Genomic DNA, 20,824 nt, shown 5'->3' on the forward strand with positions numbered 1-20,824 from the left:
CCGTGCGATGTGCGACGCCGGACTCGCGCGACGGCATCCCGATGCCGCGACAGCGGGATACGAGTCTCACGACAGTGGCTGGCCGCCCAGCTGACCGAGCATCAGGCCGATGATCCCGGCCTCCTGGTTCTGGCCCTGCACCATCGAGCGGGCGGTCTCCTTGACCGGGCCCGAGGCGATCAAGCCGTCGGCGGCCATGGCCATCGCGATACCGCCCTGGTGATGGCGCAACATCAGTTGCAGGAACAGGATTTCGGCGTCGCGGCCGCGCGCGGCGGCCAGCGCGTCGAGTTCGGCCATGGTCGCCATGCCGGGCATGGTGGCCGGTGGCGTCGACGCGGCGACCTGATGATGTTGCACGGCAGCGTCTTTCGCGTGCATCCAGGCCATCGGCCTGCTCGCCGTCGGTGGCGCGCCGGCGAGCCGAAGCCAGCCGAGCATGGTGCCCATCTCGAGGCGCTGGGTGTCGTCGAGCTGGCGCGCCAGCCGCTGCACCGCGGGCCCCGCACCGGGATCGAGCCGCTGCACCATCATCAGCGCCTGCTGATGATGGGCGGTCATATCCTGCGCGAAGCCGATCTCCACCGCGTCGAGAATCGGAGGGGCGGTGTGGTTGTCGGGAAGGACCAGTGGCCGCAGCGCCGCGCCGAGCACCAGCAGCGTGAGCGCGAGCGAGGTGAGCGCCGCGGCCCTGATCACGCGCGAGCGCGTCACGACCCGACGATCGATTCTTGGTTCGCCGGCGGGGCGTACACGTCGTTGTCCAGTTGCAGCACCATGAATCCGTTGTCGGAACAGGCGACATACAGCTGGTTGCCGCGCCATTCGGGTGGCGAGAAGCACCAGTCGGTGGACATGTCGCCGAAGGCGAGCCTGCCGGTGCGCGGGGTCAGCGCGTCCCAGGGGTTGAACTGCCCCTCCAGCACCGCGCGCGCGGCGGGTGGTGCGCTCATCACGGGCACGCCGATGATGGAGGCCAGGGCGTGCGGCGAGTTCCACAGGCTGAGGTTCTGGCCGGTCCGCGCGGGCGGATTGAAGTATGCGATCTCGCGGATGTTCCGCGGGTCGCGGACATCGAAAACCCTGATGCCCGAGGAGATCCAGCCACAGGCGAGCGCGGTCGGATCTTCCTGCCGGTCGGCCGCGCAGTAGTGGGACTCGTAGGCGAACGCGGAACCGCCCATGGAGGAACCGATATTGCTGTCGATATTCTGCGGCAGGTTGATCTCCAGCTTGATCTTCCCGGCGACCTTGGGCGCGCCGTCGTTGCCGACGTCGATGAGTTTCACACCGCCGGAACCACCTTCGTCGACGGTGTAGAGGTAGGGCTTGCCGCCATAGCTGACCGGGATGCTGTGCTGGGTGGCCCAGCCGTCGGTCCAGAAGGTCCTACCCAGGTGTGGCACTTGCGGATTCGGGTCGCGCCGCTGTACCGCGCTGATATCGAGCACGGTGAAACCGCCGAGCGCGGAGATGTACATCCGGTTGCCGTCGGGGCTGATGCCGAAGCCGTGTGCCTCGATGCCGGTGAGGCCCTGCCAGACCACGTGCGGGTTCGCCGGATCGGAAATGTCGACGGCGCTGACGAATCCGGGCGCGATGCCGGAGGCCCAGTAGGTGTTGCCGTCGGGGGAGAAGCCGCCCTCGTGCGTGGTGATCGGCAGCGGCATCAGGAGATTCGTGCCCGCGCCGGGATTGAGCAGCCGTGGGTGCGCGCAGTCGGAGATGTCGTAGATCGAGAGGTAACCGACGCCGGTACCGACTGGGACGCCCGTGCCGACCAGCAGCTTGCGCTTGGTGTTGACCTTCAGGCTCTCCCAGGTACCCGCCAGCATCGCGGGCTCGGCGAGGGTGGCGGTCGGGCGCGGGTTCGCGGGATCGGAGACGTCGAGCACCTGGACGCCACGACCCTCGCTGATCAGGTCGCCGGGGAAGAACGAGCCCATGTAGGCGCAGTTCTCGAAGCTGGTCGAGGTGATCCCCGCGCCGCGCCCGGCGAAGTTGCCGATCATGGACATATTGCAGCGGTAGCCCTTGGTGCTGCGCCCGCTGTCGCGATCGGCGGCGGGCACGTCGCCCTGGAGTCCGGATTCGGGCATCGAGCCCGGTCCGCAGTCCGCGCGCGGGACGGAATCGCGCCCGACATCGAGGAACTCCTGGACCGCGGTGGCGATATCGGATTGCAGATCCGCCGAGGCGGTGCTGCTCGGCAGCATCACCGCGGCTATCGCGCCGACGATGAACAGGGCCAATGGTTTCGCGCGACGCGAGCGTGCCGAAGGGCGCATCGTTGTGTCCCCCAACCTTCATCCGTGGTGGTCCGGCCCGCGCTGACTGGGACAGCGCGGAAACTGACTGAATAGTAGTAACAGTCGGTAACTTACGGAAGGACTTTCCCGGAATTGGCGCGAGACCGGTCGGTTGGCAAGGGGACGGTATCGCCGGTCCATGATCCACTCAACGAAACGAACCGTGCGTCCGACTCGTGGGTATGTCACTGTGGCGCTGGGGAATTCGAGCGGAACGGAGACCAACAGAGGAGGCGACATCCTTGTCGACAACGGGGGGCAACACCGCGGCCGACCAGCTACGCGAAGCGCTGGCGAAGCCGATGTTCAACGCGGTACTCAAGACCTGGGTCGGGGCTGGGACCACCGATTACGAGGTCTATGTCCGCACCGGCGAGCTGCTGTCACTGCAGACGGAGATCGGGCAGCTCACCGATCCGGACGAGCTGATGTTCCAGATCGTCCACCAGGCCCAGGAGGTCTGGCTCAAGCTGCTGTCCCATGAACTCGCCGGGGTGGTCGGCGAATTGGACCGCGACGCGCTGTGGGAAGCGTCGGCACGGCTGGACCGGGTGATCCGGATCGCCGAGTGCCTGGCCGGGGAACTGCGGGTGCTGGAGACCATGACACCGGATACCTATCAGGTCATCCGGCGCAGCCTCGGCAACGGTAGCGGCCAGGAATCACCGGGCTACAACGCGGTGCTCACCGCGGCCGACCAGGTCGCCGCGGCGCTGGATCGGCTGCTCGATCGCCGCGGCATCCGTGTCGTCGACGTCTACGCCCAGTGGGCGGTGCCGCCGCACGACCTCAAGCGCGTCTGCGAGCTGCTGGTGGAATTCGACGAGCGGTTCCAGCTGTGGCTGGTCGGCCATTTCATGATGGTGCGCAGGACGATCGGGATCGGCCACGGGGTGAACGCCCTGGACGGCGTGCCGACCAGGGTGCTGACGGGCCGGATGACCAAACCGCTGTTCCGTTCGCTGTGGCAGCTCAGGGACGAGCTGACCGCGGGCTGGCGGCGCGAGGGCGGTTACGCGCCGGGCGCGGCGCGCAAAGCTCACGCGGGATGCACGGGCACGTCGTCGTCCCAGGGCTGACGGGTCACCATATCGGCGACGCGGACGAAGCCCCGCTCGAATTCGCCGGTGGCGGCGTCGACGAGGCGGTACTGCTGCGTCTGCCGGTGGATCGGCTGGGCGTCGAGCAGCACGATGCGCACCTCGCCCGGTGCGAACCCGCAGCGTTCCTGCAGCGCGGCGATGAGCTGTTCGTTGTGCATGTGGCCGTCGCCGAAGTTCCAGCCGACGGCGGTGCCGCAGATGCGCTCGCCGTCGGTGATGACGTAATCGTCCTCGTGCCCGGGCGGCATGGCCCGGTGCACGAGGGTGAACAGCGCACGGCCATGGGTGTTCATGGCGCGGAAGGCGTAGCCGAGATACATCGGGATCTCGGCGCGATCCTTGCCGTAGAACCGCTCCAGCTGGGCCTGCGGCATGCTCGCGACCGCGACGATGCCCGCGCTGATCTTCGCCGCGGCGGCGGGTTTCACGCACCACAGCGTGGTGTCCCAGTTGCCCGCGTAGTACCGCATGCCCGGCAGGAACGAAATCTTCTGTGGGAAAAGGTTTCCCGCGATGACGATGCCCGCGACGAGCAGGAACAGGAGCGCGACAGGGACGGGCTCGGCCAGGTCGGCGAGGCCGAGATCGGCATGAGCGACGAAAAGCGTGAGCACGCCGAAGATCATGAAGACGTTCCACTCCAGTGGTACACCCATCGGGATGGCGGTCAGGATCGCCAGATGGAAGCAGATCATCGCGCACGCGGCGATCGCCGTCGGCCAGCCGCCGTGGGAAAAGAACAGCACCAACGGGCTACACAGCTCGACGGCCGTAGCGGCGTGCGCCAACAGGTGCGCCGGGCGGCCGGGCCGCAGATCGTCGGGGAAGTTCGCGAAGAACATGCGCTTGAGCGACTTTCCCCGGAAGACCGGGCTGTTGGACATCATCGTGGACACCACGAACGGGAAGTGCCTGTTCAACTTGGAGACCGCCGCGCCCATCCAGATCACCACGAACACCAGCTTCGCGGCGACGACCATATCGGCGCCGGCGAAGAGGAAGGTCACGGTCAGGGTGGCGTATACCTCGCCGCGCGCGGCCAGGAAGATCACCTTGTCGCGCAGCCCGAGCACCGCGAGCAGGCCGAGTACGACCGCGATCTGCCACACGGGCAGCAGGCCGACCGTCGAAGCCGATGTGGGACCGGTGCCGTCGGACAGTAGCGCGATCGGGATCGCCACCAGCAGTGCGGCATACAGTGCGATATCGATCGGCGTGCGCGCGGTGCCCTTGGTCAGCGGAATGCGCGACGGCCAGGGCGGCAGCCGAATCGTGCTGGGCCGCAACCAATACAGGATCGAGCCGAGCGGCGGAAAGAACCTGTTGTTGAGCGGACCGAACCCGCAGCCGAGCCCGGCCACCTCGAAAAGCAGGGTGTACAGCACGATCTTCTGGAAGACGATCGGCTCCGACCACCAGGAGCCGACTTCGGTGAATCCATCGATTCCCTTGGTGGCCAGCGCGATCAGCCAGCCGCCGAGAATATAGACGCACACTTTGCCCACGTAGAACAGATGCAGCACGACGGGGGTGCCGAAACCCACCTCGGCCCAGTGCCTGGCCATCGGCCGAATCCGTTCGCCGCGCGTGCCTTTGCGCCATTCCGTCAGATCGACCACGGGTAGTTCGGGTTCGAGAAACCCCATGGCCACACTCCGATCCGGCGAATTCCGGGCACGCCCGCACCCGAGATTGCTCGACACGGTGACACGCACGGTAGGCGCCGTCAATCCCGCGTCCCGGCCAGTGGGCACGGGTTCGCAGGCAATTTGCCCCGCGCGTGCGTCCGATCGTGAAACCATGGGACCGCCGGAATATCCAGTGAGAGGGGACACGGATGGGAAAGCTGGACGATCAGGTCGCGGTGATCACCGGCGGTGCGCGCGGGCAGGGGCGATCGCACGCCATGACACTGGCCGCCGAAGGCGCCGATATCGTGATCTGCGATATCGCGGCGCCGATCGCCAGCGTGCCGTATCCGCTCGGCACCGACGACGACCTCGCCGAGACCGCCGAACTGGTCGAGGAGACCGGGCGGCGCTGCGTCGCGATCAAGGCCGACGTGCGCAGCCGCTCGGAGATGGACGCGGTCGCCGAACGCGCGGTCGCCGAATTCGGCCGGATCGACATCCTGCTCGCCAACGCGGGCATCGCCTCCGGCGCGCCCATCGCCGAGATGGACGAGCGGATGTGGCAGGACACGATCGACGTCGATCTGACCGGCATCTTCCACAGCTTCCGCGCCGTGGTGCCGCATATGATCGCGCGCCGGTCGGGCCGGATCGTCGCCACCTCGTCCATCGTCGGCCGGATGGGGGCCGCGGGTGCGGGGAACTATGTGGCGGCGAAGTGGGGTGTGATCGGTTTGGTCAAAACGCTGGCGCTGGAGCTGGTTCCGCACGGCATCACGGTCAACGCGGTGCTGCCCGGCGGCGTGCGCACCCCGATGATCATGAATCCGGCGATGTTCCCCGCCATGGTGCCCGATATCGAGAATCCCACGCTGGAGGATGTGGAGGCCATGTTCGCCAAGGCGCCGCCGAACGGGGATCTGATTGTGCCGGAGGAGGTTTCCCAGGCCGTGCTCCTGCTGGTCGGCGAGTACGGACGGCATTTCAACGGCGAGGCGATCACGATCTCCGGCGGGATGAGCGCGGGAACCACCTGAGCCGTTTCACTGAATGAACCGGTCCATGGATCGCGCGGATCCGGTATGTCACTGTGGCACTGGCGATTTCGGTTGTTCTGGCTTGTCTACTTTGGGGGGAGGCGGCGCGATGGATGGGATCGAAGCGCTCCGCGCGCAGTTTCCGGTGCTGGCGAACTGCGTCTATCTGAACAGCAACTCGACCGGTGCGATGCCGAGCGGGGTGGCGCAGGTGCTGAACCGGTATTGGGATACGGTGCGCGACTGGCGCGACGACGTGTGGGACGGCTGGCTGGCGGAACTGGACGACTATCACCGCGTCCTCGCCGAATTCCTCGGCGCCCCAGCGGGAACGGTGGTTACCGATACGAACCTGACCACGTTGCTCGGCAGGCTCGCCACCTGCTTCGACTTCGGCGGCGAGCGGACCAGGGTGATCACCACCGACCGTGAGTTCCCCACGGTGCCGTTCCTGTGGCAGGGCTTCACGAGGTATGGCGCGGAACCTGTGGTGGTCGAGTATGACACCGAGGCGGTGGTGTCGGCGATCGACGAGCGCGCGCTGCTCGTCTGTGTCGCGCACGGCAGTTACACCACCGGGGCGATCCTCGATCTGGAGCGGATCGTCGCGCGGGCACATCGGATGGGCGCACTGGTCATCGTGGACGCCTTCCAGACGGTCGGCGTGTATCCGCTGAACCTGCGGGCGCTCGGCGTGGATTTCGTGCTCGGCGGCGCGGGGAAGTGGTTGTGCGGTGCGCATACCGCGTTCCTGTACGCGCGCCAGGACCTGCTGCCGATGCTGCGGCCCGCGGCCACCGGATGGTTCGCGGGCCGCGACCCGCTGACGTTCCGGCCCGCCGAGGATTGGGCGCCGGACGCGCGGCGGCTGGCCGGTGGCACGCCGATGCCGCTGACCGCCATGATGTCGCGCGTCGGTCTCGACCTGCTCGCTCAGGTGGGGGTGCGGACGATCCGCACGCATTCGCTGCTGTGCACCGACCGCATCCTCGACCGGGCCGGTGCGGCGGGGATCCCGGTGCGCACTCCGGTCGCGCCCGGACAGCGCGGCGGGGTTGTCACGCTGCACTTTTCCGGCGACGAGGTGGTGAAGAAGCGCCTGATCGAGCGCGGGATGATCTGCAGCTGGCGCGACGGGATACGGGTGGCGCCGCATATCTACAACACCGTCGACGAGGTGGACGCCTTCATGGACGCGGTGATCGCCGAACGGAAGGCGCTGGGATGATCGGCGTGTCGCCGAGGGCGCTGCTGAGCCTGCTGTTCAACGGGGACAAGGCCATCGACGTCGTGCGGACCGCGCTGGAGATGGGGATGCTCGACGCGCTGGACGGCGGGCCCGCGACGCTGGGGGCGCTCGCCGATCGGTTCGAGCTGGTGCCGATGCGCTTGTACAAGCTGCTGGACTGTCTCGAATGCCTCGGCTTCGTCACCAGGAGTCCTGCGGATGCCTTGCGGGACACCGAATATCGGGCGATCGCGGGCGCGCGTGCCGCGGCGATGGACGTCCTCGGTCCTGGTTCGCTCGAGCGGGACCGGGACACGTATCCGTGGCGAACGCTGTACGGGAAACTCCCCGAGGTGCTCAGCGGTGTACGCGAAATGCCGCGGGAGGCATTCACCTGGCCGCTCGACAGCATCGAGCGGATCGCGGGCTTCGAACGCAGCATGGCGGCCGGAATCGGCCCTATCGCCGAGGCTTTCATCGCGCATGCCGGCGCACTGTGGCGCGGCGACGGTGACGTGCGATTGCTCGACGTCGGCGGCGGTGACGGGACGCTGGCCGCACATCTGTTGCAGGACAACCCGAAACTGCGCGCCGATGTCTACAACCTGCCCGCGCTGCGGTCGCTGGTGGACGATCTGCGCGAGGAATCCGGCTGCGGTGACCGCCTCGGCTTCGTCGGTGGTGACTTCTTCGCCGAACCGTTGCCCGGCGGCTACGACGTCCTCTCTTTCGTTCGCGTACTGCACGACTGGCAGCCGCCGCAGGCGCGCGAGCTGCTGGCGAAGGCGTACGAGGCGCTCGAACCGGGCGGGCGGGTCGTCATCTGCGAGGAGTTCCGCGACGCCGAACGCCTTGCGCGGCAGTTCTTCTGGTCGTACTTCCTGATCGGTGTCGACAGCTGTTCGAGCATGCTGCGTGAGGTGGCCGACTACATCAGGCTGCTCGGCGAGGTGGGCTTCCGTGATGTCGACGTGCTGCCGGGGCCGTTCGAGATCGTGGTCGCCACGAAGTCCTGAACGGCGAAAAGCCCGGCCAGTTCGGCGGCTACGGCCGCACTCGTCTCGTGAAGGCGCCGCCGCTGCCACTCGACCGAATTTCCGTATCGATGGTGGGGCTGGCACCACCGCGAAGACGGGGGTTCGCCTGATCGAAAGGGATGCCGAGTTCTTCGTAGCGTGAATGAGTCCGCAACAGAGAGGAAGTGTTTTGCGCATCAGGGGATGTCATCGATCGCTGGCCGTCGCGGTGGTCACCGGGGCGCTGGTTGCCGCACTGGCATCGTGTGATTCCGGGGAGAACGATCGAGCCGAGCCGGTCGATGCGGGCCGGGTAAGGGTCGTCGAGGCATTGAAGCAGCTGATCAAGGACCATCACCTGCCCGGCGCCCAGGTCGTGGTCACCGATCGTGGCCAGGTCTGGACCGCCAGCGCCGGAGTCGGTGACCTCGAGCGCGGTACACCTGTCCCGGACGATGCCAGGGTGCGGATCGGCAGCAACACCAAAACGTATGTGGCGACGGTGATGCTGCAACTCGTGGCGGAGGGCGAGGTCGACCTGGACGCGCCGGTGGAGCGATATCTGCCGGGCGTCGTGCACGGGCCGGGGATCGACGGTAACCGGATCACGATCCGGAATCTGCTGCAGCACACCAGCGGACTGCCCGAATACGCGGCGGAGAACGGCGCGCCCGCCAAACCCGGCCAGCTCGATTTCCAGGCGGCGCGCTGGGTAACGGTGGACACCGCCGAGGTGGTGCGCAACGCGCTGACCATGCCCGCCGATTTCGAACCCGGTGCGCGGTGGGCGTATTCGAACACCAACTACGCCGTCGCGGGGATGGTGATCGAGAAGATCACCGGAGAGTCGGTCGGCGCGCAGATCACCCGCCGCATCATCGAGCCGCTCGGCCTACGCGACACCTACTACCCGGATCCCGGCGAAACCGATATCCGCGGACCGCATCCCGTCGGCTACGCCGAGATCGGCGGCAAGCGAGTCGATTACACGATGATGAACGTATCGGGGGCGGGCGCTGCGGGCGCGATGGTCGCGACCGGCGCGGACCTCAACCGCTTCTTCACCGCACTCCTCGACGGGAAGCTGCTGCCGCCCGCACAGCTGTCCGAGATGAAAAAGACTATGGCCTTGCCGGTTTCGGGACCTCCTCTCGGCTACGGGCTTGGTTTCATGCGCAGCGAATTGTCCTGCGGCAAGGAGAGCTGGGGCCACGGCGGCGATATCGACGGATTCGAGACCCGCGGTGGCGTCACCGCCGACGGCCGGTCGGTCACCGTGATCGTCACCGAGGTCCCCGAGGCGCCGGAGGCTTCGGCGGACGTCACGAAGGTTGTCGACACCGCCCTCTGCGCCACGGACTGAAGCACGGTCGGATAGAATTCGGATGTGCCGATTGCCGCTCGTCTCGCCCCAGGTTGCCGCCCGCGCGGCTGCCGGGCGCCCGCGCGCCGGGTGCGTGGCAGGCGGGTGCGGTACGTGATCGGCTCCGAGCCCGGTCAGGTCAACGGGATGCGATGGCTTCGCGCGTCGCGCGTCGTCTCCGTGTGAGTCGTTTCCGCTGAATCGCCGAGAGTTCTCGGCGCGTTGACGCGTTTCTCGTGACCATCACAAGCCAGACCGCCGGGGTGTCCGCCCCGGTTCAGGAGCGTGTCCGACATGTCCAGTGAGTTGTTCAGTCCGGCCCCGGAGGGGCAGATCCCTAGCGTCGAAGGGTATTTCGGCGCGTTCGGCGGCAAGTTCATTCCCGAGGCGCTCGTCGCGGCGGTGGACGAGGTCGCCGCCGCCTATGCGAAAGCCAAGGTCGACCCGGATTTCGTCGCGGAGTTCGAAGGGTTGCTCGCCAACTACGCGGGGCGGCCGAGCGCGCTCACCGAGGCACCCCGGTTCGCCGAGCACGCCGGTGGAGCGCGGGTGTTCCTCAAGCGTGAAGACCTGAATCACACCGGCTCGCACAAGGTCAACAACGTGCTCGGGCAGGCCATGCTCACCAAGCGCATGGGCAAGTCCCGGGTGATCGCGGAGACCGGCGCCGGATCGCACGGGGTCGCGACCGCGACGGCGTGCGCGCTGTTCGGGCTGGAATGCGTCATCTATATGGGCGAGGTGGATATCGAGCGGCAGGCGCTGAATGTCGCCCGGATGAAAATGCTTGGTGCGCACGTTATTCCGGTCACCTCCGGTTCACGGACGCTGAAAGACGCGATCAACGAGACGTTCCGTGACTGGGTCGCCAACGTCGCGGATACGCACTACATCTTCGGCACCGTCGCCGGGCCGCATCCGTTTCCGGCGATGATCCGTGATTTCCAGCGGGTGATCGGGGTCGAATCGCGCCGTCAGCTGCTGGAGCGGGTGGGGCGGCTGCCCGATGCGGCCGTCGCGTGCGTCGGTGGCGGGTCGAATGCGATCGGGCTGTTCCACGCCTTCCTCGACGACGCGCAGGTCCGCCTGATCGGCTGCGAGGCCGCGGGGCACGGCGTGCACACCGATAAGCACGCGGCCTCGCTGTCGGCGGGGGAGCCGGGGATCCTGCACGGTTCGCGGTCGTATGTCCTGCAGGACGACGAGGGGCAGATCACCGAGGCCCATTCGATCTCGGCGGGGCTCGACTATCCCGGCGTCGGTCCGGAGCATTCCTATCTGCACGATATCGGCCGCGGCGAGTACCGGCCGATCACCGATGACGCTGCGATGCACGCCTTTCGGCTGCTCTCGGTGACCGAGGGCATCATTCCCGCGATCGAGAGCGCGCACGCGCTGGCGGGTGCGCTCGAGATAGGGCGGGAACTCGGGCGCGACGGGGTGATCCTGGTCAACCTGTCCGGGCGCGGGGACAAGGACATGCTCACGGCCGCCGACTATTTCGGCACTCGTGATGCCGCGAAGGAGGCCGTCGAGTGAACGGGAACATCCGCCTGCTGAACGACACCCTCGCCGCGGCGAAGGAACAGGGCAGGGCCGCGCTCATCGCCTATCTGCCCGCCGGATTCCCGACCGTCGACGGCGGTATCGCCGCGCTGGCGGCGGTCGTGCACAGCGGCGCCGATATCGTCGAAGTCGGCCTGCCGCACAGTGATCCGGTGCTGGACGGGCCGGTTATCCAGACCGCGGCCGACATCGCGCTGCGTGGTGGCACCAGGATCGCGGACGTGATCCGCACGGTGCGCGAAACATACCGGGCCACCGGCAAACCGGTCATGGTGATGTCGTACTGGAATCCGATCGACCGCTACGGTGCCGAGCGCTTCGCCGCCGAGCTCGCCGCGGCGGGCGGCGCGGGATGCATCCTGCCCGACCTGCCGGTCCAGGAGTCCGCCCGGTGGCGCGGGCAGGCCGCCGCACACGGCCTTGCCACCGTCTTCGTGGTCGCGCCGAGCAGTACCGACGAGCGGCTGCACGAAATCGCGGCGGTCGCTTCGGGATTCGTCTACGCCTCCGCGTTGATGGGTGTCACCGGTTCCGGCGCCTCCGTCGGCGACGCGGCGAATGCCCTGGTACGCCGGATCAGGGCGGCCACCGAGCTCCCGGTCTGTGTCGGCATCGGCGTCTCGAACGCCGAACAGGCCAGGCGGATAGCGGAGTTCGCGGACGGTGTGATCGTCGGCACCGCTTTCGTGCGGGCGATGCTCGATGCGCCCGACGAGACCGCGGGTTTGGTGTCCCTGCGGGCACTCACGGGCGAACTCGCCGACAGCGTGCGCCGTAAGCACGCGCTCACGTAGCCGGAGGTATTCCGGATGTCGTACCGCGACTACGGCGGTTCGGCATCCGGAACCGGCGGGTGCTACTGCCTCGAGGAACGGCGCCGCGTTGTGACTGCTTCGAGGGATGGTGCCGCGCTCAGCGTGACCAGTGGCTCTGAAATGATGCCGTGCGGTGTGATTCGGGCGAGTCGGCGGTTGGCCGACCGCGCCGGCTGATAGTTTCCGGGCGATGAGCATCAGCCACGACACGATCGTCGCCGAGATACGGACGCTGCACACCGATCTGGCCCGCTGGCTGGGGGCGCCGGATGCGTCGGACGCGCTCGACCTGTTCGAGGCGCAGCTGCATCCCGACTTCTCCATGGTCGTCATGGCCGGTGCGATCGCGTCGCACGAGCAACTGCTCGATGGGCTGCGCGATGCGGGTAACGCCATGCCCGGTCTCAGCATCGACATCGTCGACGTGGTGGTTCTGCACGAGTCGCCGGACTGCGTGGTGGCACGGTTCGCGGAAGTTCATCACCGCCCCGACGGCCCGGCAACGCGCCTGACGACCGCCGTGCTGCTACCCGATCCGCGAGCCAGGAACGGGCTGCGCTGGCGCAGTGTCCACGAGACCGCCGCGGCACACTGAGCAGGTCGGATATCGTCGGACTGTCCTCGTCGTAGGAGGTGGCGCCGTGTCTGTTCGTCGAACCGCCCTGGTAGCGGCGGTGGCGTGCGCGATATCCATGTTCGGCGCGCCGCAGGGGAGCGCCGATCCGCCGGGCGACGGCTGCCGCGAGGGCAGCATGATGACCGGCCGATTGGTCCCCGGCACCGGTAGCGCGGGCCAGAACATCCGTCGCGATGCCACCCTGCGCGGGTGCGTCAGCGCGCTGCTGCCCGGCATCGACGCCGGACGGTTCAGCGTGACCATCCCCTGGAACGCGCCCGGCGCTACCAGCGCCGCGGAGTTCGCGTGGTCGGACGGCAGCGCGAGCACAGCGCGCGGCTACGGCAACGGCCTCTGGCTGATCACCGCGGGGCCCGCCACCGGCCACGGCATCCAGATCCACGTCGCCGACACCTGGAACGGCTGGTACGACAGCTATGCCGAGGTCGCCGTCACCGGCGCGACGTTCGTCTCCTGACCCGGCCATTCGGCCCCGCCGACGGCTTGGCGGACAATAGGATTCGCAATATGGAGACGCTGATCATTACCTGCGGGGCCGAAGTGGCGGACGAGGTCGATGCGCGTCTGCGCGCCAACGACATCACCGCTCAGCGATCACCGCGGCGCAATATCGACGGTGCGGCCGCGACGACATGGGTGCTCGTGGCGGGCGTGGCCGTGCAATCGGCGCCGGCGATCCTGAATTCGCTGCGAGATCTCTTGACCCGCAAGCAGGTTGGTGAATTCACCTTCGGCGATGTGACGATCTCCAATCCGAGCCCCGAGGACGTCGCCGAGTTGATCGAGGTGCTGCGAACGCGCGGGCAGTGACCGAGCTGGACCCGTCCATCCTGGACGTCTTGATCAGAGACCACCTGCCACCGGATGCGCTGTTCTCCCGGATGTCACGCGACCACCGCACGCCCATGGTCGTCGCCTTGGAGACGGCCGAACGCGAGCTGGCCCGGGAGGTGGCGATCTACTGGGTGGAGGGCGGTGCACCCGAGATGTTCAGCCTGCCCGGTCTCATGCCGGCGCCGATCACGTTCAGCACCCGGTTCCTGACGGCGTCGGCGCAACTGCTGTCGCTGCGACGACTTCACTCGGCGGCGAGTGACATCGAGTTGCTCGCCGAACGATTCGCGCTCCAGTTCATCGCGGAACTCACCCTGTCGCACGGCGATCCAGTGGCGGCGAGCTACCTGATCGCCCGGTCTCTGCTCATCCCATCGGGCATTCAGCTGATGCCGATGACGGTGCTGGAACTCGAAAACACGCCGAGGAACGAGATCTACATGACCGTGTGGTTCTTCGGACTGCTCCACGAGATCGGCCACGTGCATGCCTACGAGCACGGGTGGTCGGGCGCGGTACCCGACGATCTCATCGAGGAAAGCGTCGCTGACGTACTCGACATGGTCGCGGACCCCGCGCTCAGCCGCCAGATCAACGACCGGCTGAAGAATTCGGGGATCGCGCATTCGCTGGATACCGCGGTGCTGCGCGAGGAGATCGACGCCGACCTGTTCGCCGTCCGCACGCTGATCCTGGCGACCACCGCCGTGGTGAGCGAGGAAGGCAAGCGCGACTTCGACTACGTCGACCACGCCTGCGTCATTCTCGAGATGTTCGCCGCGTTGACGATGCTGAACCGTTGCGTCACAGCGGCAATGGCCGCGGGAGCTATGGAGGACCGGCTTCGCGCCGACCCGTGGGCAGGGAACTCCTATCTGGTCAGAGCCCAGGTGATCGCCACCTACCTGGCCGGGAGCATCGCCGATTCCGGTGCCGCGGCCGAAGAAATCTACGACACCATCCGGCGGCGCGTCGAGAAGTCAGCCGTCAACGACGCCTGCGAGCGCGGGATTTCCCGAGCGATGCGGCAGGCCATGTTTCCCGCCGAGCGGGAACGCGGACTGATGGACCGCCTGATCAGCACGCCACCGGATGTCGTGTCGGGCATGCAGATCCAACCCTTCCTGGACCTCGCGGCCGCCCTGCAGGTCGAAGATCCGGATATCGAGGCACTCCGCGAAGTGTGCCTCGGATCGGAGATCCCCGCCGACCGTCACTTCCTGGCCCTGTGGGTCCGCGAGCCGGACGGCGCCACCGCCCCGTTCGGCCTCCAGACCCGGCACGGCTTCACCATCTTCCTGTTCGAGACCGTCCCGCTGTTCGAGGCCTTCTACGAGGCGTCCCTGCCCCTGCGACCAGGATTCGTCCTCGAACGTGCAGTGGTCATCGGCCGCACCGCCTTCGAAGCAGCGGTGGCTTGCGCTGCCGCGATACCTCCGGAGTACGCCGGACAGCTCAGAGTCGTCGTCGAAGGCACCGCCCTGTTCGACCGCCTGCTCCGCAGCCTCGCCGACGACACCATATGGCCGGATTGACCGCGCAGCAGCGTATCCGATCAGGGTGTACCCGGTCTCCGGGGCCGGTCGCCCCGGCTCGTCGGCGGCGAACAATGGAGAAGTCTTGTGGCCGAGGAGATCACGCCGGGGGCTCGGGGGGATGTGTTCTGTCTCACGGTAACTCGGATTGACCCTCACATTGGTGTCAGAGTTCGAGCATATGAGGCATGAAGATTGGTATCACGACCTTCGTTACCGACGAGGGTATCAGCGCTCCGAAACTTGGTGTGGCACTGGAGGAGCGGGGGTTCGAGTCGCTGTTCTTGGCCGAGCATTCGCATATTCCGGCGAGCAGGAGGACGCCGGCGCCCGGCGGGGGTGAGCTGCCTCGGGTGTATTACCGCGCGGTGGATCCGTATGTCGCGCTCGGTGCCGTCGCGGCGGTGACCGAGCGGTTGGTGTTCGGCACCGGGGTCACGCTGCTGGTGCAGCGCGATGTCATCCATACCGCGAAGCAGGTCGCCACGCTGGATCTGATCTCCAACGGGCGCTTCATATTCGGCGTCGGTGCGGGGTGGAATCGGGAGGAGATGGCCGATCACGGCACCGATCCGCGGACGCGCGGTGCGCTGCTGGACGAGCAGATCGAAGCCCTGCGCGCGATCTGGACCGAGGACCTCGCCGAATATCACGGGCGCTTCATCGATTTCGATCCGATGTACGCCTGGCCCAAACCCGTACGCCAGCCGCCGATCTTTATCGGTGGCGGGAAGGCGGCGGCCGAACGCGCGATCCGGCACGGTGTCGGCTGGATTCCCGCCGCGGTCTCGGATCCCGCCGAGATCGGTGCTCAGTTGGCTCAGCTCGACGGTCACGAACTGCCCGTTACGGCCGCTTTCGCCGTGCCCGATCCGGCGCTGCTCGACGGCTATGCCGAGGCGGGGGTGCAGCGAGTGCTTCTGCAACTGCCGACAGCGCCGGAGGCGGAGGCGCTGCGCACCCTGGACGAGCTCGTGAAAGTGGTTGACCGCTACCGGGTTTGAGCGTCCGTTGCTCGATCGGGGGTGCGCAGGGGTGCGCCGACGCGGTGCAGGTGGCCGAGCGCCTCGCGGTAGGAGGCGATGAGCCCGGTCTCGTGATACGGCACGCCGATTTCGGCGCAGTAGTCGCGGACGATCACTTGGGCGTGCCGCAGATTCGGCGTCGGCATGCTCGGGAACAGGTGGTGCTCGATCTGGTAGTTGAGCCCGCCGAGGGCGAAGTCGGTGAGCACCCCACCGCGCACATTGCGGGAGGTCAGTACCTGCTTGCGCAGGAAGTCGGGGCGGTCGTCGCCGGTGAGGGTCGGCATGCCCTTGTGGTTCGGGGCGAAGATGCAGCCCATGTACAGGCCGAACAGCGCCTGATGGACGGCGAGGAACGCGAAGGCCTTGTCGGCGGGCAGCACCGCGAACACCGCGGCCAGATAGGCGGCGAAGTGACCGAAGAGCAGCGCGCCCTCCAGCGCGCGATGTTTGACCGAGGGATTTCTGAGCGCACGCGCACCGGCCAGATGGAGATTGAGGCCTTCCAGCATCAGCAACGGGAAGAACAGGTATCCCTGCACCCTGCCGATGAGGCGAGCCGGACCACGGCTGGCCCGCGCCTGCCGCTGGGACCAGACCAGAACGTCGGGCGCGACATCGGGGTCGAGCTCCTCGTGGTTCGGGTTGGCGTGATGGCGGGTGTGCTTGTCCTGCCACCAGCCGTAGGCCAAGCCGATCCCGGCATTGCCGACGACACGGCCCATGATCTCCGTCGGCCGCCGCAGCCGGAAGACCTGGCGGTGCGCGACATCGTGCATCACGAGCGCGACCTGGGCGAACGACACGGCCATGAACGCGGCGACCAGGAGCGTCCACCAGGAATCGCCGACGAGCACGAACGCCGTCCAGCCTGCCACGAACGCGAGCCCGACGAGGCTCAGCCGGACGGCGTAATAGCGGGGACGCCGCCGCATCAGTCCCGCGTCGGAGATCCGGCGCAACAGGCGGGCGTAATCACCCTCGGCGCCGCCGCGCCGCGATGACCGTGGAAATGACTCGGGGACCAAGGCCGGTGTCGTCATACACCCGAAGCTATCGGCCTGATTCTCGTTCGATGTAACCCCTTGGTATGACATGGAATAGGACTGCGGTGTGTTATTTCTCGAACTCCTCGGCCACGCCACCAGCCGGGCGAGACGGAACAAGTTGTACTACAACCGCCTTCGGCGGGTGCGGGTTTCGCCGAGGGTGACTCGGTCGGGTGCGGAACGAGATATGTTGTCGGACAGGCGATCAGTCGCATGGGTGACCCGTTGACGACATTCGGTTCATTGAGCGAAACGGATATCGACGAACGGCAGGTGCACTGGTCAACTGGCTGGTATGCAGACTTTCGATCACATATTCGTCGGCGGGGGCCATAACGCGTTGGTCGCGGCGGCCTATCTGAGCAGGGCGGGGCACGAAGTACTTGTCATCGATCGCAATGACCGGGTCGGGGGATACGTGCGCAGCGCCGAATTGGCACCGGGGGTGGTCTACGACCCGTTCTGCTCCGCCGTGCCGCTGTTCCTGAGTGGGCCCGCATGGCGCGACCTCGGTCCGGATCTGCAGAAGCAAGGGCTGGAGATCCGGCAACCCGAACATCCGAGTGGGGTATCGCTCGCGGACGGCACCACCGCGATTCTCCCGCGCGACCCGGTGGCGCTGGAGAACGAGGCGGAACGCCTGCATCGAGGGGACGGCGCGGCCGTCGCCGGAATCCTGTCGGCGCTGGGGCCCGCGACGAACGAGGCGTTCGGACTGATGGGCCAGGACCTGACCTCCGACGCGGCCCGCGCCACGCTGGCCAGGCTGGTGCGTGACGGGCTCGGCTGGTCCGAGGTGGCCGAACTCGCGCTGGCGAGCGCCCGCTCGGCGGTGTCGGGCATCGAATCCGCGGCGATGCGAAGCCTTTTCGGGTCCTGGCCCGCCCACGTGAGCCACGGCCCCGACGATGCGGGCGGTGCGTTCTGGACGACGGTGTTCGCGCTCGGCCTCACCGGTGGTGGCATGCCGATTCCGCAGGGCGGCATCGGGAAGCTGGCGCAGGCGCTGAGCGATGTCGTCACCACCAACAAGGGTGTGTTGCAGACCGATGCGACCGTCACCCGTATCCGTGTCGCCGATGGGCGCGCGGTGGGTGTGGAACTGTCCGATCACAGCGCGTACCGCGCCAGGATCGGCGTCGTCGCCTCGGTGAATCCCGACCAGCTCTACGGCTGGCTGCTCGCGGAAACCGAGGTGCCCGAACGTATCAAGCGCCAAGCTCGCGAATACCGGTACGGCACCGGCCTCTTCCAGCTGCACCTGGCCACGAACGGCCCGATTCCCTGGCCGGACAAGCGTTTCGAGCGCATCGGCCAGCCGTTCCTCACCGACTCGCTCGACGGACTGTCGTTGCACGTCGCCCAGGCGCGCGCCGGGTTGCTGCCCGCCCTGCCGACCATGACGCTCGACTGCCCGACCGCGCACGACTCGACCCGGGCTCCGGCCGGTACCAGCGTGATTCGCATCGAGGTCACCGACGTGCCGACCAACCCGGCCGGTGACGCCGCGGGCCGGATCCCCGTCGACGGCACCTGGACCACCGATGTGGTGAACGCCTTCGCCGATCGCGTGCTCGCGGTCGTCGAACACCACATCCCCGGCCTGACCGCATCGGTGGTCACGCGCGCGATGACCACACCCGCCACCCTGGCCGCGTTCAATCCCAACAGCGGCCCCGGCGACCCCTACGGCGGCGCACAGGATCTCGCGCAGAGCTTCGCTCTGCGCCCCATCCCGGCCGCCCCCGGCCACCGCACCTTCATCCCCAACCTCTACGTTCTGGGAGCCGGAACCTGGCCGGGCGCAGGCGTTTCCGGAAACTCCGGCTACATCGTCGCCCAGTACCTGCTCCAGGACTGACGGCGGTGCGAGCACCGGGCGAGCCCGCCCGGTCAGCTCGATATTCGCTGTGCGCCCGAAGGCCTACGTGCTTTCCGTCCGCGCGGCGTCGGCCGGTCCGTTGACCTGCCAGGAAAGCCAAAGGGTTACCAGAGCCGCCGTTTGCTGAGACAATCGGCAGAGCTACCTACTCCAGTCCGAGCCGGCGGACTGGACCGCGATCGACCGCGTTGAAGGAAGTGCTGTCGTGGCCAGGTCACAGCTCGATCGACTGCTCGAACCCGGAGCGCAATACCGGCTGCCGGACCCGGTGTGCAGTACCGCGGCGAAGGTCAACCCCGACTATCCCACCATCTACGAGCGCAACGCCGCCTGGGTGCGGACCTTCTTGCCGTTCCCGGACGAGAGGGCGTTGTCGCACATGCTGGAGGACCGATACCCACTGTGGGAGTCGCTGGTGTATCCGACCGGACTCCCTGCGCGGGTGGTGGATTCGTCCTGCATCACCTCGCTGATGTTCGCCGTCGACGATGTCGCCCTGCTGGCGGGTGCGTTGTTCGACGACATCGCCGCCGACTGGATGGCGGACCACCCGTACGGTCGCGCGTTCGCCGACATCTGGACTCGTCTGAAACTCCGTATGCCCGAGGGTGTTTACCGGCGATACCGCCAGGAATGGCAGGACTGGTTCACCTACGCGCTGAAGGAGAACGAGTACCGGGTCCGCGAGGAGATCCCGGACGTGGAGACCTACCTCGAGATCCGCCGCATCAACGTCGGGCTGCGCCCCTACCTCGTCTGCGCCGAGTACGTGCTCGACCTCGACCTGACCGACCTCATCGCCGCCGACCCCGACCTGGCGGCGCTGCAGCCGACCGCCGTCGAACACGCGATGCTCGTCAACGACCTGTTCTCCTTCCGCTGGGAGTGCTTCCGCGGCGACTACTTCAACACCATCGCGCCGCTGATCCACACCCACGGCCACAGCCTGCAGCACGCCATCGACATCACCTGCGACAAGATCAGCGCCGCCGACCGGGCACTGACCGACCTGTCGGCCATGCTGCGGCGCCGGTACGCCGACCATCCCGACCGCACTCAGCTGCACGACTACATCGGCGCCGCCAACGCCTTCTGCGCCGGTAACCTCCGATGGTCACTGGAGACGACGCGCTACAACGGCCACGGCTACGGATGGAACGGCCTGCGCTCCGGACTCGTCACCCTGCGCCCGGACCGCACCGATATCACCTGAGACGGTGCCTAACCCTCGCCGGTCGCCGACCAGGCCCAGCGGGCATAGGTGGTTTCGGGCGAGACGGTGATGACGTCGCACACCCGGACGAGTACCGCGGGGATGTCGCCGCCGAAGTGCTCCGCGCTCGGCACCAGCACCGCGTCCACATCCGAGTTGCGGGCGAGCTTCACCAACTGTGTTTCCGGGTCGTCGTTGCCCGGCCCGACAATCACGATTCTGGTCAGTTCGTAGCCGAGCCGTTTGGCGAGCCCGCGCATTCGGGACTCATCCCAGGGCTGGGTCATCCCCGACACATCCCGCCGCAGATATCCGAGGGCGGTGGGTTTAGCACTCATGCCCCTGCTCCGTTCGCCGTGTCCGCGCGTACTCCGAGATACTGATATCTACGCCTGCCGAGCCACCCGCGGCCGGTGCCGGTCACCCGCCACCGCCAGGGTTTCCCACGGGGACCACTCGCAAACCCCGATTCGGCGAGCGCATCGACAACAGCACCGGTGTGAGCCCGCGCAAGACCCACTCTGCCACAAAGTTCCGCAAAGGGCGCCGCCCAGTTCTGCGAGCGCACCCTAGCGTGCGAC

The 20,824-nt window shown here is 67.3% G+C and carries 20 protein-coding genes; 15 read left to right on the top strand and 5 right to left on the bottom strand.

The window, feature by feature from the left end; genetic code table 11:
• Positions 1–66: 66 nt before the first annotated feature.
• Entirely contained in the window at positions 67–714 is a 648-nt protein-coding gene (locus tag ACIG5A_RS28660) for a DUF305 domain-containing protein (protein ID WP_397245463.1), read from the bottom strand.
• The gene (locus ACIG5A_RS28665) at positions 711–2,288 is read right to left on the bottom strand and encodes an LVIVD repeat-containing protein (RefSeq protein ID WP_397245465.1); all 1,578 of its coding nucleotides are present in this window, start codon (positions 2,286–2,288) and stop codon (positions 711–713) included. The genes ACIG5A_RS28660 and ACIG5A_RS28665 overlap by 4 nt, the downstream gene beginning before the upstream one ends.
• Before the next feature lie 263 nt (positions 2,289–2,551).
• On the opposite strand from ACIG5A_RS28665, the gene ACIG5A_RS28670 reads away from it, so the two are divergent.
• The gene (locus ACIG5A_RS28670; protein ID WP_397245467.1) at positions 2,552–3,388 is read left to right on the top strand and encodes a tryptophan 2,3-dioxygenase family protein; all 837 of its coding nucleotides are present in this window, start codon (positions 2,552–2,554) and stop codon (positions 3,386–3,388) included.
• Here ACIG5A_RS28670 and ACIG5A_RS28675 read toward each other — a convergent pair.
• Positions 3,349–5,058, bottom strand: a complete 1,710-nt coding sequence (locus ACIG5A_RS28675; RefSeq protein ID WP_397245469.1) for a DUF3556 domain-containing protein — start codon at positions 5,056–5,058, stop codon at positions 3,349–3,351. The genes ACIG5A_RS28670 and ACIG5A_RS28675 overlap by 40 nt on opposite strands.
• Positions 5,059–5,249: 191 nt before the next feature.
• On the opposite strand from ACIG5A_RS28675, the gene ACIG5A_RS28680 reads away from it, so the two are divergent.
• The 12 genes from ACIG5A_RS28680 (at position 5,250) to ACIG5A_RS28735 (ending at position 16,078) form a co-directional block, all read left to right on the top strand.
• Positions 5,250–6,080, top strand: coding sequence for a mycofactocin-coupled SDR family oxidoreductase (locus ACIG5A_RS28680; protein WP_397245471.1), 831 nt, complete (start codon positions 5,250–5,252; stop codon positions 6,078–6,080).
• A gap of 109 nt (positions 6,081–6,189) precedes the next feature.
• The gene (locus ACIG5A_RS28685) at positions 6,190–7,308 is read left to right on the top strand and encodes an aminotransferase class V-fold PLP-dependent enzyme (RefSeq protein ID WP_397245473.1); all 1,119 of its coding nucleotides are present in this window, start codon (positions 6,190–6,192) and stop codon (positions 7,306–7,308) included.
• Positions 7,305–8,324, top strand: a complete 1,020-nt coding sequence (locus ACIG5A_RS28690) for a methyltransferase (RefSeq protein WP_397245475.1) — start codon at positions 7,305–7,307, stop codon at positions 8,322–8,324. Before ACIG5A_RS28685 ends, ACIG5A_RS28690 begins: the two co-directional genes overlap by 4 nt.
• Before the next feature lie 190 nt (positions 8,325–8,514).
• Entirely contained in the window at positions 8,515–9,687 is a 1,173-nt protein-coding gene (locus tag ACIG5A_RS28695) for a serine hydrolase domain-containing protein (protein ID WP_397245477.1), read from the top strand.
• Positions 9,688–9,711: 24 nt separating this feature from the next.
• Positions 9,712–9,873 (top strand): tryptophan biosynthesis modulator TrpM, encoded by a 162-nt coding sequence (gene trpM, locus ACIG5A_RS28700; RefSeq protein ID WP_397245480.1) that lies wholly within the window; start codon positions 9,712–9,714, stop codon positions 9,871–9,873.
• A gap of 108 nt (positions 9,874–9,981) precedes the next feature.
• Positions 9,982–11,226 carry a tryptophan synthase subunit beta gene (gene trpB, locus ACIG5A_RS28705; RefSeq protein ID WP_397245482.1) on the top strand — a complete coding sequence of 415 codons (1,245 nt, stop codon included), beginning with the start codon at positions 9,982–9,984 and terminating at the stop codon, positions 11,224–11,226.
• Entirely contained in the window at positions 11,223–12,047 is an 825-nt protein-coding gene (gene trpA / locus ACIG5A_RS28710) for a tryptophan synthase subunit alpha (RefSeq protein ID WP_397245484.1), read from the top strand. Before trpB ends, trpA begins: the two co-directional genes overlap by 4 nt.
• Positions 12,048–12,258: 211 nt before the next feature.
• Complete coding sequence (locus ACIG5A_RS28715) at positions 12,259–12,663, top strand: DUF4440 domain-containing protein (RefSeq protein ID WP_397245486.1); 405 nt, start codon at positions 12,259–12,261, stop codon at positions 12,661–12,663.
• Positions 12,664–12,709: 46 nt separating this feature from the next.
• Positions 12,710–13,162 carry a hypothetical protein gene (locus ACIG5A_RS28720; protein ID WP_397245488.1) on the top strand — a complete coding sequence of 151 codons (453 nt, stop codon included), beginning with the start codon at positions 12,710–12,712 and terminating at the stop codon, positions 13,160–13,162.
• 50 nt (positions 13,163–13,212) lie between these two features.
• On the top strand, positions 13,213–13,515 hold the full coding sequence (locus tag ACIG5A_RS28725) for a hypothetical protein (protein WP_397245490.1): 303 nt from the start codon (positions 13,213–13,215) through the stop codon (positions 13,513–13,515).
• Positions 13,512–15,074, top strand: a complete 1,563-nt coding sequence (locus ACIG5A_RS28730; protein ID WP_397245492.1) for a hypothetical protein — start codon at positions 13,512–13,514, stop codon at positions 15,072–15,074. The genes ACIG5A_RS28725 and ACIG5A_RS28730 overlap by 4 nt, the downstream gene beginning before the upstream one ends.
• A gap of 188 nt (positions 15,075–15,262) precedes the next feature.
• Complete coding sequence (locus ACIG5A_RS28735) at positions 15,263–16,078, top strand: LLM class F420-dependent oxidoreductase (RefSeq protein WP_397245494.1); 816 nt, start codon at positions 15,263–15,265, stop codon at positions 16,076–16,078.
• Here the strand turns inward: ACIG5A_RS28735 and ACIG5A_RS28740 are convergent.
• Positions 16,066–17,142: a fatty acid desaturase family protein gene (locus ACIG5A_RS28740; RefSeq protein ID WP_397245496.1), complete on the bottom strand. Its 1,077-nt coding sequence runs from the start codon at positions 17,140–17,142 to the stop codon at positions 16,066–16,068. The genes ACIG5A_RS28735 and ACIG5A_RS28740 overlap by 13 nt on opposite strands.
• Before the next feature lie 301 nt (positions 17,143–17,443).
• On the opposite strand from ACIG5A_RS28740, the gene ACIG5A_RS28745 reads away from it, so the two are divergent.
• Complete coding sequence (locus tag ACIG5A_RS28745; protein ID WP_397245498.1) at positions 17,444–19,009, top strand: phytoene desaturase family protein; 1,566 nt, start codon at positions 17,444–17,446, stop codon at positions 19,007–19,009.
• A gap of 226 nt (positions 19,010–19,235) precedes the next feature.
• Positions 19,236–20,243 carry a terpene synthase family protein gene (locus tag ACIG5A_RS28750; protein ID WP_397245500.1) on the top strand — a complete coding sequence of 336 codons (1,008 nt, stop codon included), beginning with the start codon at positions 19,236–19,238 and terminating at the stop codon, positions 20,241–20,243.
• A gap of 8 nt (positions 20,244–20,251) precedes the next feature.
• On the opposite strand, the gene ACIG5A_RS28755 is transcribed toward ACIG5A_RS28750, so the two are convergent.
• Positions 20,252–20,581 (bottom strand): hypothetical protein, encoded by a 330-nt coding sequence (locus ACIG5A_RS28755; RefSeq protein WP_397245502.1) that lies wholly within the window; start codon positions 20,579–20,581, stop codon positions 20,252–20,254.
• Positions 20,582–20,824: the final 243 nt, after the last annotated feature.

Origin of the sequence: Nocardia sp. NPDC052566 (assembly GCF_044547285.1) — a bacterium.
GTDB lineage: Bacteria > Actinomycetota > Actinomycetes > Mycobacteriales > Mycobacteriaceae > Nocardia.